The sequence below is a fragment of the Pseudomonas taiwanensis DSM 21245 genome (genome assembly GCF_000425785.1).
Taxonomy (GTDB): Bacteria; Pseudomonadota; Gammaproteobacteria; order Pseudomonadales; family Pseudomonadaceae; genus Aquipseudomonas; species Aquipseudomonas taiwanensis.
Genome location: NZ_AUEC01000012.1, coordinates 118915 through 131985, shown reverse-complemented (window position 1 = coordinate 131985; position 13071 = coordinate 118915). Strand labels below are relative to the sequence as shown.

The following is a 13071-nucleotide window of genomic DNA, read 5'->3' as shown; positions in this document are numbered from 1 at the left end:
GACACTGATTCGATGGCAAATTAGGCCTCCGGCTCAGATCCCAACATAGGTTTTGATTGCATTTCAATACCAAAGGGTGTGAGAATCGGGGTGCAGGAAGCCACGAGAAAAGTGCTTAGCTGCCCCTTTATTACGTGAGGAATACATTATGAAGCCAAAACTTGAATTGATTGCCAAAGAGATCGATTTAGGATTCATGTGATCTAGACCTTGCAAGAGGCAACTAAGCGCCAACCCACAGGGTGGCGCTTTTTTTATGGACAGAATTAATGATTTTCAATCTGGTCAACAAATACAAATATCTGCTCCCGATCATTTATATCGTGGTCGGCATTATGCTCTGCGGCGTATTGATTGCGTTTTTCTGCGCTCAGCTCAATTGTGATAAATGCTCCCTCGCCACTATTAACCCGTCCATCTTTTTGATGCCACTCCTTGCCTATGCAAGTATTGGCTTAGTTGGCCTGACAATTGGCTTTACCCGTAAAACAGCAAGCGAAAAGAATGCGCTCGACTTCGACAAGATCAGAAGTGATCTTAATGACGCCTTCAGCATTATCGCCATTGTTCGTAAGAAACTAGCCGCGCATGATTCGACGATCGATCGCAGGAAAGCCTACGACTATATGCAAGGCTTGGAAGCAGCCGTCAAAAAAGAGCGGGAAGAAGCTAAAGCCGCTGAAGCCGAAAGTGATTCAACAGCGGAGTCCAGTGCGTCGGCAAACTTCGCCTTCATGATGTTCGGCTCAAGCACAAACGAACAAAATTCCCATAGCTTTGTCTTCTGTGCTACGGCACCGGAAATGCGTGCTGGATCCTCTGCTGCCTCGGGGAAAGCCACCGAGAAAGCCCCAACTGCTGAGCCAACTTTCATCGAAGTATCAAAGGCTGCCTTCAGAATCTTGAACGCCTTTGAAGGCTGTGCCAACGCCATACGCTATGGTATCTATGACGAAGATTTCATCTACAACGTCTACGGCAGCCAGTTCATTGACTTCTACGAGCTCACTTACGGCTTGATGAAGTCCCGTCAACGTGAACTGCCGCGTGCCTGGGTCAACTTCGAGTGGCTCGCGGTCAAGTGGACGCTGCGACGCAAAATCACCGGCGTGACTTCCAAGGAGTGGGAAGAAACCTCCTACATCATTCAAGAGTCCTTGGCAGCAATCAAAGAGCACACCAAGGTCAGGCCGAATCCTGAGAAGCTGCAGAAATTCATGGATAAGCTGGAGCGACGGAAATTCCCGGCTTGAGTTGCCAGCCCTAGGTCGAACGGGTTGGGTAAAGCTCCCCTTCCCGTTCAACGATATTCCTTTTACGCCTCCCGACCCTGCTCTTCGATCTCGATTTCATGGAACCGACGAAGAGCTCTGGCGCGTGCCATCTACAGTTCATAATCCAAGCTCAAGACCAAGAACGTGCTCCTGGATTACCTCGCACCCGTCCTCAAAAAGCCTAAGCTTCAGCGCTTCAGTCAGTTCAGCCCACCCCATACCCTCAGCGAGTGGCCATCCATAATCAGGATCCATGAGCCGGCGACGAAGAATTCCCCGCAGAATCCGGGAGAGAATTTCCATGGCAGCGTGCCCTTCTTCAGGACAGTTCTCCCGTATACCTTCTTCATCATCACCGTCCGAATGACGCAGGTCGTGGCGCATCTCCAGGAAGCAGAAATTATTGGAAGCCAGTATCGATCGAAGTGCTGCCTCTAAGTTTGAATCGCTATAGAAATCGCGAGCAGCATCCCAGATGCAGCAAACCGTCTCTGGGGTATAGGCAGATGCAGCCGCCAGGCATGCATAAATACGATCGCTGCTAGCACGCATCAAGAAGTCGAATCCGTAGACCCGAGCGTCCTTGTAGGGAGAGAAACCTGGCCACCCCCAGCGTACGCGTCCCAATCGAGCGACTTTCTTGGTGGGAAACACATAAACCTCTAGGCCGGTCTGGGGAGGGCTATGATCCTAGTGGATTACGAGAAGAGATGATATATGGGAAGCGGTGAGCGATCTATCACAACCTCTTTCGAGCGACAGGATCAGGCAAGAACGTTGTGCTAATTTGAACAAACTTCACCGAACCCAGAGGGAATACCCGCCACCGAAAATTTCATTAATTACTCATAAAGCTCGCCGCCGTTTTCTCTTCGTTCAGCTCGCCACGTTAGGTGCGGGTTGCTCCTCTCCTTTCAGTTGGAGGGGCTTTTGGATACGCAAAAGGTTTCAGAATTCTCCAAGGCATTAGCAAACTCATGCAGCGCCTCTTGCAAAAGACGATCCTCGTAAGCGTCGCTAGATAACGACTGAAACTGGCGAGCATGTCTAAGTAGAGCATCTAGATATCTAGCTTCGAGTTCTATTCCAACTCGCACGGGGGATTGGCACGTCAATTCGCCAACTTGCTCAAAGAATACTGGAACAACACGAACCCCACCGAACCCCGCATTTTTTGGAGATCCAAGCAAATATCCGTGGCATATGTTTCCTTGAGTTATGATGACCATCGATAACTTGTTTGATTCGCTGCTCCTCGCCATGACCCACGCCTCGAAATATCGTGGAGAGTGGGCACAGTCAGAAACAAAAGAATTCAGCTCTGAGATCGTCGCTGGCCACATATTAGGTGTCCATACCACATCTTCCGATAGAGGGATTAACAGGCAATGCCCTTCCCTGAAACCCTCATAAGCACGACGGTAATATGCAGTATCAAAGCAGGGTTCAATCTCATCCAGCGGCGCAAAGAAAAGCGTACAGCTCATCTGCTTGCCGCGTGAGAACTTAGCCGCGATGCGAACTTCCGTCAGCTCATCAATCTGCGGAAGCTCAACCTGAGCACCATCAAACTCCAAGACTACTTCCTCCATTTGTCGATGGCGCAGACAAAATCGGGCCCATTCCGCATGCCTAGCGCTCATGGCGCTTCTCTGAGCAAGTTATCTTCAATGGCAGATCGCATAGGGATGGAGACCTCGATTTACTAATCATAGAATTTTGACCTTTCATGACTCTCCCAAGATGGTCTCATCCATAGGTCTGCAGCATGCGAGCACCGCTTCGCGGATGAGTGGTCTGTAGTCTAGAGCCCATAGGTCGACCAGGCCAACGGAGGCGCATCGATCAGCAGGCGAGGCCGTGGGCAATTCGCTCAAGCTCACTCTTCACTCGCAGATACCCGGTCTCCTCACGCGCACACTCCAGCGCCGCTAGACCACCGAACGCGACCCGGGGACGAGCCAACCACGCATCGGCCTTGGCTTTGCTGCCAAAGACTTGCACAGCCTGGTGTTGAATCAGATCCTCAAAACTCATTTCTGCCGCCATAGAATGTGATCCCAGGCCCTGTAGTGTATATCTCTCAAGCGAGTAGGCTACCGCTTGAGCTCAAGTGTTTTCCATTGCCGGATCTGCGGGAGAACTCACATATTCACTGGCCCCAGGCCCGGCGGCAGGCCAGTGTTCAAAGCCTCCCCTCGTACTGGCCGACCTTCGACAGCTCCCTTTGACGATGAAGCTCTCGCGTTTCTTCACTCAACCTGGATCGCTACCTCCCCAGAGGTAGCTGATATTCGTCTGGAAGATCGCCGTAGAACTGAATGATCGCGTCGACATCCATAAAGTGCCCGCTGACAAAATCCGCAAACAAGCCCGCCGCGTAATTGGAGAGCTTCTGATCAACCCCCAAGATGTCGAGGCTAGCCCTGAGTGCTACTGCCAACCAGAACTCTGCAGATTGATCACCACGCTCGAATACAAACAGGCGCAGGCCATGGTTGAAAACATGCTCTTCATAACGCCCCAAAGGTGTGTAAGCAGGGGCACGCGTTGCAGGCATGGCGAGCCGGTAGTAAGTACACACGATGTGCGAAATTAGCAGTTCGAGCAGCAACCATAACCGGGCGCTGTCCGTGAAAATCTGGCGCCCGTGATTCTCAAGGACTTTGCTCAGGATCATGCTGGACAATGGATTGGGGTTTCCCGCCAAGGCCTTCAGCTCCGTCAGCATCAACGGTCGCGGCAACGTTTTCAGAGCGAAGAGCAGCAACCCATGGCGACGCTCTTCAAAATCAAAATCTGGCGTGTCAGTGACACTGAGCAGAATGCTGTTCACATTCGCTACCTTCCAGCCTTTCGAGTAATGCAGGCCAGCAAATGCGAAGTCCATGCAGAACCATGGAATCTCGTTAGCTGCCGATAACTGGATCGCTAAGTACACGGTGGCATCGATCCCGTCTTTGATGGAGTAAAGCTCCAATGCGGTATCGTGCACAACCGGGTGTTTGACCACTGCTTCTTCTAAGATGAGCCTCATCCCGCGCAGGGTATGCCCATCACGAGCCTGGACATCCGATGCTGTCGTCGTGAACAACCTGCCAGCACCGTTGACGCCCATCATCATGAAGCTTTCATGCGAGACATGATCAACCCACCGCTGCAAGATCACCTTGGTTTCAGCCGGAAGGACGAATGTGTAGCCCTTGTTCAGAAGCTTATCGACCACATTGGTCATCGTCAGGTAAGCGATTGAATAGGCATCCAGCACAATCTCGCCGGACTCAGCACTGCCCTCGCTTACCAGCAAAGATTTCGGCATGGTGCTGTCAGACCATGCATTCAGCGCAGCCTTTATCGGGTTATCGCCCTGCTCTGCATGTGAGCGAATGAAGAGCGGAATGTCATCATTCAGGCCCACCTTACGATGAGCTCGGTTACTCCTCAGCTTTTGCTCCAGAAACGTAACGAACTCCGCCGGATCCTTAGGGAGATGGAGAATGGCGAAAACGTCGCTCCCATCGTTTTGTAAATGCCTCAGCTGTGAAGCAAGCCGAATGCATGCCACGTAAGGGGGCAAGCGGGATAGAAGCTTATATTCCACGACGCCCAGCAGCGCCGCCTGGTTGACCTCCAGCGAAACCAAAAGGTTGGCGAGCTGAGAATCCCTGATTAGAACATGCTGCCCCTTCGCCTCACCCTCCTCGACGATCAGCCGAATTTGTGGTTTTCCATCTTGTTCGAACTCGACACCCTCAAGGCAACCCGAAACGACACTCGACACGTTGAAGCCTGCCTGCCCGCGCCAAGCACTTCCGAAGTGGAAATTCACCAACATGACAGCCCTGCCAGACGGGTTTTCCAAGAACCATCGCACCAAGCGAGGCTCCGCACGTTTGAAATTCCCAGCAGAAGTCAGGAAACGCATCGCCACCATGGATTCGTATGAGTAATCTTCCAGGATTTCATCAGGAATGCCATCATGGAATTGCCGCTGCTCATCGAAGCTGTGATAGCGCTCACGCAGCTCACATCCGCGCAACCAGCAGCTAAGGTTGTGCGGAGCTGCCTGGATCATCTGATCACTCAGCGTCAGAGCGCGCTCAACATTTCCCAGCGCCTCTTCCTTCGACGAAAGGAAATGCATCAATGAAAGCGATCGCTCACCCTCGGGAATCCGAGCAATGAGGGTATCGAACGATTGATACTGCTGAGTTTCGAGCAGGCATCTCAGGTGGAACAGCACGAACGGCGACGGCCAAAGCTCACCGTCTGGTAGCACCGCAGACGTCAGCGCTAGCGCCTTTTGAGGGATTTCCGCCTCATACAGGTTTTCGGCCACTTCTAAAACGATCCAGGCAGACAGCTCGCTCCGGATTCGCTGAGCAAACAGACCGATAAACTCATCGACCTTTCCCTCCAACTCATAACGCTCAGCCAAGTCCTTGGTATGAACGACAAGCTGAGAATGAGCCAGAAGCATCACCATCGCAGTATCAATATCGCCCGCGTCGGTAATGGCCGCCTCAGTAGTAAGCCAGCGCCTGAGTTCATCCGGCTTCGCGAATCGGGTGAAGAAAACGGCATCTAGGAGCTGGACAGCGTCGCTGGCCAGAAACGCTTGGCACCAAGCAATTCGTGTATCCTGTCCACCTTGGGCTGCAGTCACCGACTGCATGGACTCAAAAAGGCCTGAGTGGTCTCCCTGGGTTGATCGAATGCGCGCAGCCACCTCTGGGTATGACGCTTCCATCCGGTCTACGTACTTTGCACAGACATTCAAAAGCCTGGTAGGCAGTGAGGTCTGAAAGTAATCGAGGATCGGGCCAGCCATATCGTAGAGCCTGGCATCATTGCCATTCGACTGCTCGATCAGCTCCGCGACATCCGCCACCAACTCGTCGATCGAGTGTTTGAGCTGTGGATCAGTCAACCAGTAGGGGCATTCCTTGACTGCGGGATTCAGGCGCAGCGCCTTCGTGATCAGCAGCAGAACCCTTGAGTTGTCCGACGGGTAAAGGTCATGAAGACGGATAGCTGCAGGTGATGCGATATCCAGGGCTTCCAGACGGCAGGCACCATCAACGATACCAGTGAGCTCGCCTTCGCTCAGGATGAGTTTTTTGCTCGCCGCAAGTACGACATCCACTGTTGCGTAGTAGCGGTAGAAGGCTTCGCGGGCGTGCGGGCCAGGGTTTGCGGTCTCGTCATAAAGCGCCTTGGCTGACTCTTCGGAGTCTGTCTTCCGTGAAAACTTCAGGAGCGCCGCGATGCAGTGGTCTTTGACGATTTCGTCCTGGGTCGCAGCGGTGACCCGTGTAACGGCGTTCAGGGCTTCCTGCGTACCTTCCGGCTCGACCAAGTCTCCATAGAGCCCGATGACATCCAGAAGCGCAGACACTTCCGAGTTACCGTGTTCGGTCGCCTTCATTGTTTCGAGCCGCACCTTGGCAGAAACGATGTTCTTCTTTCGAACATCGGCCAGAAGGAGATCGATGGCCTTGCGCAGATGGGAAGGCGCCAACGCCTGGATGACGATGTCGAGCTTGTGCTGGACGTTGTCGCCCGTCCCATTGTGGTGCTGATTGATTGTGCTCACGGTGCCGCCCTGAACCATAACGTCGCACCCTACTCTTCAGTACGAGATCTTGTGGCCAGCTACGTTATCACCGCTCCCACTGTGGGTTTGGTTGACAGTAGTGATCGTGGACGGAGCAACTGTCGCCACGTGGGCGTTGATCTGGCGGATTAGGGCGCAGAGTTCGGGGGACTTATCGATGCGGCGTTCGATGGCGATTGGGCTGTGTTCGTCCGTGATTTCGAGCTTGGCCAGTTGCTCTGCCAGTTGCTCGGCTACGGCATCCTCGGTGATCCAACGACCAAGGTGCTCCTTGATCTTGCCTGCGGTGAACAGGAAACCATGCTTGACGACGTCGTACGCGGCGCTGGAAATGATCGCGCTGGTAATGAAATCCATAACTGCTTTTCCTTTTAATGCCTGGAGTGTTCAGTCCGCACTGGGCACAATTACCGACGGCGGGTCTGCTGTGAAGGGCTAGCTGAGGCGCTGGGTGAGATTCTCACACCTGTTTGACGTGGCTTGGATTGTACCGTGCTGGCGAACCGATGGCCGAAAGTCAATGCTCGGAATGATCGATTAAGCGAACATAAACCGTAGAGTCGCCAGAATTTTGACAAGCCATTTGGGACGGCTTGTAGAGGTCTTGTGACGTTCCCATCATGCGTACGCGGGCTGCGGTCTGCTCTGGGATCGTATCGAACTTGGTGCGCCGGACGTCGGCGAAGACAGGTTGGCCAAGGGTACTACGAATCCAATGGCACTCAGTAATAATCAAAAAAATTGGATCAAGACCTATCGCCTGCGAGGGCTTATCGGTCTGAAGGTAGGCGATTGCAGCGTCTAGACCTACTCGAAATAGTAGGTCATAGATAGTAGGCCTACTCTCTAAGCGGGCCAGGCGTGGTAAGGGCTGCAGCAGAAATAGTAGTGTCGCTGGGGTGATTGAGCGAGATCGGCATTCTCGCTCCTGTCACCCAGCGACGCTGCCCATGCCACTTTCTGGGTAATTTCCGGCCGATACACTCGCCACAAATGGTCGAGTTCACCTTTCAAGGACTCGAACCCATGGCGGGTGATGATGTTTGTTGGCAACTCTGACCCCCGACAACGTCTGATCAACGAACAGTCCGGGGCCAAGCATACAACAATCCATCAGTGCCTGAACCGCTGTCAGCGGCGGGTGATCAGGCCCTGGCGCGCAATGCGGGTGAGGTGGCCGATGACCTGGCCGGCATCCTGGGCTGTGGGTGCCTGGATCACGGCAAGGTCGAAGCGGTCGTTGCCGTACTGTTCGAGGTCGAAGCAGGATTCGGCGAACTGGATGAGAAACGCACGGGCCTGGCCTTTACGGCGCGACAAGCCTTCGAGATGACGCAAAAGCGTGGGCTGATGCTGGCCGCCGAGCAGGATGCGCGGGGTACGGGACGCCTGGTTGGCAGGCAGTGGGGTCAAGCAGACACTGGTACGTGGACAACTCATGGAGCATCTCTCCGCCTCGCGAATCCCGCTGGGCAGCGGTGGGAGGCGTCACCGAACCAGCGCTTTAGCGGTATTTCGGATGACCCGGAGGGGGCTTATCCCGCGCCCCGCAAGTAGCTGTTTAAATCGGCGCAGGCGGTATCCTAGAGCGAGAAGCGGCAAGCTGCAAGTAGACCTTCATCGCAGCTTGCCGCAGACCGATTTCAGCGGGCGATCAAACGGTCCAGCGAGAAGCGACCCGCGCCCTCGATGAGCACCGCCACGGTACCGGCCAGCAGCGCCAGGGCGAACTCGTAGCCGTTGTTGGACATGAACAAGCCGTTGCCGATGTGCACCGAGAAGATCGCCACGATCAGGGTCACGGTCAGTGCCAGTGCAGCAGGACGGGCCAACAAGCCGATCACCAATGCCAGGCCGCCGAAGAACTCTGCGCTCCCCGAGAGCAGGGCCATCAGGTAGCCAGGTGCCAGACCGATGCTTTCCATCCATTGGCCAGTGCCTTCCAGGCCGTAGCCGCCAAACAGGCCGAACAGTTTCTGCGCGCCGTGGGCCATGAAGATGATGCCGACCAGAATGCGAATGACGCTAAGACCTGCGCCGGCACGGGTGGAGAACAGGGCGTTGAGAGTGGTGGTGTTCATTTCGAGACTTCCTTGAGTAAGCGGTGTGTGTTGGGATGGGCGCCATCTTAATCAAATTAACGGATAGTAAAATCGCAAAATAACGCTAACCACTATCGATATATTCGATACTTTAACGCTTGGCCACTCGCTCCAACACCGCACGCTCGCGATTGAACGCCAGGAAGTATTTATTGACGCTGTTGACGAAGTTGACCGGCCCCATCCCCACCTGCTCCATGGCGATGCGCTCGGTTTGGAAGAACCATTGGTTACCGTTGAGGCCTCGGCGCCGAGCCTCGGCACGCATGGCTTGGACGCGCTCTGGCCCGAGGTTGTAGGCTGCCAGTACGAAGGCCATGCGTTCACGCTCGTTGATCTGCGCACTGGCGAAAAACTTGCGGCGAATCATCGCCAGGTAGCGGGCACTGGCCTGGACGTTGCCATCGACGGTCGCGGTATTGCTCACCCCCACCCGCTGCGCCGCCGAGGGTGTGATCTGCATCAGCCCGTGGGCCCCTCCACTGCCACGGGCACTTGGGTTCAGAGTGGACTCCTTGAACGCCAGCGCGGCCAGGTTCAACCAGTCGATCTGCTGGGCCTGGCCGTGCTTCTGCAACACCGGGCGCAGCGAGGCCAACCGCTGGCGGTCCTTCTTGGCCAACGGGTCGTGCACACGGTACTGGCGTCGATAGATGCGTTCGAATGCCGCATCCTGGTTGTCCGGTGCACGGTAGACCTGCAGGAAACGGTCGACGGTGGCCAACAGCTGCGGTGCATCGCGCCGGACATACCACCGTATGGCCTGCGGCCTGCCCACTTGCACCCGGGTGTCGAGACGAAGCCGCGGCATCACCTTGGCCCAGCGCTGCGCAATGGGCCGCTCGACCAGGGTCAGGTGGTAGATGCCGGCCTGGACCATCTCCAGCACGTCTTCGATCGCCAGGGTCGCATCGACCCACTCCACCTTGATCGGCGGCCGCTTGCGCAACGCCAACTGCTGGTTGAGCTGTTCGATCACCGGGCCGGCGGCGCTGGCACTGGTCAATGCCACGGTGCGACCCGACAGTTGCTCGACCCGGCTGAAGCTGCGTTCGCCCTTGCGCCCCACCAGCACCAGCGGCACCAGGTCCAGCACCGGAGCGCTGGTGTCGACGCCGCGCACCATGGAGGGGTCGAGCAACTCGCCCGGCGCGGCCAGGTCTCCTTCGCCACGCTGCAGTGCACCCAGCAATTGCTCCTTGGCCCTGGGGATCAGCTTGAGCTGAACCTGCTGGCCGTCACCCGCGCGGGCGTTGAGGTAATGCTCGAGCGCACGCAGGCGATAATACTCCAGGCCAACCGGCTCGCCCTTGACCTCGCCCGAGCTGTTGCGACTCTGGTTGACCAAGACCCGCAACACTTTACTGGCGCGGACGTGTTCCAGATCACGGACATTGGCAGGCGGCACGCTCTGCTGAGGGCCAGGCAGACGCGGCTGGGCCTGGCCGGTCGTGAGCAGCCCAAGCGTCAGCAGCAAGATGAGCAGGTATCGCAGCATGCTAGAACGTGTCCGAGGTCGGGAGGCGGCATCCATGTGGCACAGGCAGCTCGTAATAAACGGCGGCAGAAGACCACGGCAACAGCCTGAAGTTCTTGGCTTTTTTCCGAATATCGCGCTTTTTGCTATGCTGGCCGCCCCGCGGCACGAGGTAGCACCATGCAACTGATCGATATCGGCGTCAACCTGACCAACAGCAGCTTTCATGATCAACAGGCGGCCATTGTCGAACGCGCCATCGAGGCCGGTGTGGCTCAGATGGTCCTGACGGGCACCAGCCTGGAAATCAGCGAACAGGCCCTGGCCCTGTGTCAGCAGCTCGATGCAGACGCCCGCCACCTGTTCGCCACCGCCGGTGTGCACCCCCATGACGCCACATCCTGGGATGCCGACAGCGAACGCCAGTTGCGCCAACTGCTGAACGAACCAAGGGTGCGTGCAGTCGGCGAATGCGGGCTGGATTTCAACCGCGACTTCTCCCCTCGCCCGCTGCAGGAAAAAGCCCTGGAAGCCCAGCTGGCGCTCGCCGCCGAATTGCGCCTGCCGGTGTTCCTGCACGAGCGCGACGCCAGCGAACGCCTGCTGGCGGTGCTCAAGGACTTCCGCGACCACCTGCCTGCCGCTGTGGTGCACTGCTTCACAGGCGAGCGCGCGGCGCTGTTCAGCTACCTGGACCTCGACCTGCATATCGGAATGACCGGCTGGATCTGCGATGAACGCCGGGGAACCCACCTGCACCCTCTGGTTGGGAACATCCCCGAAGGCCGGCTGATGCTGGAGAGCGATGCGCCCTATCTGCTGCCGCGCAGCCTACGGCCAAAACCGAAGAATGGACGCAACGAGCCAGCGTTCCTGCCCGAAGTATTGCGCGAGGTGGCCTTGCATCGTGGCGAATCGCTGGAGCACACCGCCGCCCACACCACGGCAACGGCACGGGCCTTCTTCGGGCTCCGTTGACGCATATCAACACAGGCGCTGGCTTGCCCGGGCACAATGATGGCACCTTGCCAACAATGTTCCCGCTCAACTCAGAGAAGACCTGCCCATGGGTGCCTGGATTAGCAATGTTTCCCTGAAGTACAAGTTCTGGGCCGTCAACGCGGTGGCCTTCGTCACGACCCTGCTACTGGTGCTGTACGCCGTGCACCTGGAGCAACGCGCCCGGGCGGAAGCCGCGCAGGGCCAGGCATCCGCCCAGGCAGCGCTACTGGCTGCCTGGCCAACCGGGCAAGCCCTGCCCGTGCAGGCCAATGTCATCACCTGGCAGTCCGGGCAAACTCCAACCTATGCCGGCGAACCCGTGGAAGGCCTGCGCGATGCCCAGGGCTGGGTCGAGTTACCCGCCGCCTGGATCCTCGGCGACAACCCGCTACGTGGCGCCCAAGTACTGCGCCATGGCAACCAGCAGGTTGCGGTGCTGGCCGCTTCGCCGAGCCTGCGCCAGGTGTTCCTTGACCGTTTCACCAACTATGCAGTGTGCGTGCTGATCCTGATGCTGGCGATGCTCTGCGCGTCGCAACTGTTGATTCGCTTCCTGCTGAGCCAACTCAACACCCTCAAGGACGTCATGCTGCACGTGGAGAAAACCGGCGACTTGTCGGCGCGGGTCCCCTTGGCCTGTGGCGATGAAGTCGGCCAGATGGCCGGTGCCTTCAATGCCATGCAGTCGACCTATCACCGCGTGGTCAGCACCGTGGCACGTACCGCCGCGCAACTGGACTCCGGCGCTGCGCGCCTGGCAGCGAGCATGAACGAGGTGCGCCACGGCATGCTTGGCCAACAGAGCGAAACCGACCAGGCCGCCACGGCCATCAACGAGATGTCGGCCACCGTGCATCACATCGCCCAGCACGCCGGCGCCACCCGCGACCTTTCGCAGACCGCTGATACCTTGGCCGGGAGCGGCAAGGATGTCGTCAACCGGGTTCAGGATTCGATCTCCGGGCTGTCCAGCGGCGTGCAACAAACCGCCGAAATGATCCGCCAGCTCGCTGATGACAGCCAGAAGATCAACGGTGTGGTCAGCGTCATTCACAGCATTGCCGAACAGACCAACCTGCTGGCACTCAACGCCGCTATCGAGGCCGCCCGCGCCGGCGACCTGGGCCGCGGTTTCGCCGTGGTCGCCGACGAGGTGCGCAACCTGGCCAAGCGCGTACAAACCTCCACCGACGAAATCACCACCATGGTCGCGGCGCTGCAGTCCGGCACCCGCGATGCCGTCGAGTTCATGCAAGAGAGCTCGTACAAGGCTGACGACTGCGTCAAGCAAGCGCAGGAAGCCGGCATCGCCCTGGCAGAGATCACTGACGCCGTGGCGCAGATGCGCGAGAGCAATACCCAGATCGCCGTGGCCGCGGAGCAGCAAAGCCAAGTCGCCGAAGAGATGAATCGCGCGGTGGTGAGCATTCGCGACGTGACCGAAGAAACCGTGCAGCAGACCGTCGGCTCGGCCACCACCAGCAGCGAACTGGCGACCTTGGCCGGGGAACTGAACAAGGCTATTGGCCAACTCAAGCTATAGTCACCATAGCCAGCGTCGATTGGCTGCCGATCCTCGGCGGCACTAAGCTTTGGGCA

The 13071-nt window shown here is 57.1% G+C and carries 11 protein-coding genes and 1 pseudogene; 3 read left to right on the top strand and 9 right to left on the bottom strand.

The window, feature by feature from the left end:
- Positions 1-269 precede the first annotated feature (269 nt).
- Positions 270-1253 (top strand): DUF4760 domain-containing protein, encoded by a 984-nt coding sequence (locus H620_RS0104435; protein WP_027906801.1) that lies wholly within the window; start codon positions 270-272, stop codon positions 1251-1253.
- Between the two features lie 138 nt (positions 1254-1391).
- Here H620_RS0104435 and H620_RS26840 read toward each other — a convergent pair whose 3' ends face one another.
- From H620_RS26840 to H620_RS0104400, 9 genes and pseudogenes are all read right to left on the bottom strand, one after another.
- Positions 1392-1826, bottom strand: coding sequence for a hypothetical protein (locus tag H620_RS26840; RefSeq protein WP_155950761.1), 435 nt, complete (start codon positions 1824-1826; stop codon positions 1392-1394).
- 362 nt (positions 1827-2188) lie between these two features.
- Positions 2189-2851, bottom strand: a complete 663-nt coding sequence (locus tag H620_RS25495; RefSeq protein ID WP_155950760.1) for a hypothetical protein — start codon at positions 2849-2851, stop codon at positions 2189-2191.
- A gap of 268 nt (positions 2852-3119) precedes the next feature.
- Positions 3120-3311 (bottom strand): MbcA/ParS/Xre antitoxin family protein, encoded by a 192-nt coding sequence (locus H620_RS0104425; protein ID WP_024086625.1) that lies wholly within the window; start codon positions 3309-3311, stop codon positions 3120-3122.
- 232 nt (positions 3312-3543) lie between these two features.
- Entirely contained in the window at positions 3544-6870 is a 3327-nt protein-coding gene (gapS6b, locus tag H620_RS0104420; protein WP_155950759.1) for a GapS6b family protein, read from the bottom strand.
- A gap of 36 nt (positions 6871-6906) precedes the next feature.
- Positions 6907-7248: a GapS6a family protein gene (gene gapS6a, locus H620_RS0104415; RefSeq protein ID WP_027906798.1), complete on the bottom strand. Its 342-nt coding sequence runs from the start codon at positions 7246-7248 to the stop codon at positions 6907-6909.
- A 555-nt stretch (positions 7249-7803) separates the two neighbouring features.
- Positions 7804-7944 (bottom strand): annotated as a pseudogene (greB, locus tag H620_RS26230) (transcription elongation factor GreB); the annotation flags it as partial.
- 78 nt (positions 7945-8022) lie between these two features.
- Positions 8023-8331 carry a hypothetical protein gene (locus tag H620_RS0104410; RefSeq protein ID WP_023379649.1) on the bottom strand — a complete coding sequence of 103 codons (309 nt, stop codon included), beginning with the start codon at positions 8329-8331 and terminating at the stop codon, positions 8023-8025.
- A gap of 203 nt (positions 8332-8534) precedes the next feature.
- Positions 8535-8972 (bottom strand): DoxX family protein, encoded by a 438-nt coding sequence (locus H620_RS0104405; protein ID WP_023379647.1) that lies wholly within the window; start codon positions 8970-8972, stop codon positions 8535-8537.
- Between the two features lie 112 nt (positions 8973-9084).
- Positions 9085-10491, bottom strand: a complete 1407-nt coding sequence (locus H620_RS0104400; RefSeq protein WP_023379646.1) for an MltF family protein — start codon at positions 10489-10491, stop codon at positions 9085-9087.
- Between the two features lie 159 nt (positions 10492-10650).
- Here H620_RS0104400 and H620_RS0104395 point away from each other — a divergent pair, with 159 nt between their 5' ends.
- Both H620_RS0104395 and H620_RS0104390 read left to right on the top strand, forming a co-directional pair.
- On the top strand, positions 10651-11448 hold the full coding sequence (locus tag H620_RS0104395) for a TatD family hydrolase (RefSeq protein WP_023379645.1): 798 nt from the start codon (positions 10651-10653) through the stop codon (positions 11446-11448).
- An 88-nt stretch (positions 11449-11536) separates the two neighbouring features.
- Positions 11537-13015 carry a methyl-accepting chemotaxis protein gene (locus H620_RS0104390; RefSeq protein ID WP_023379644.1) on the top strand — a complete coding sequence of 493 codons (1479 nt, stop codon included), beginning with the start codon at positions 11537-11539 and terminating at the stop codon, positions 13013-13015.
- Positions 13016-13071: the final 56 nt, after the last annotated feature.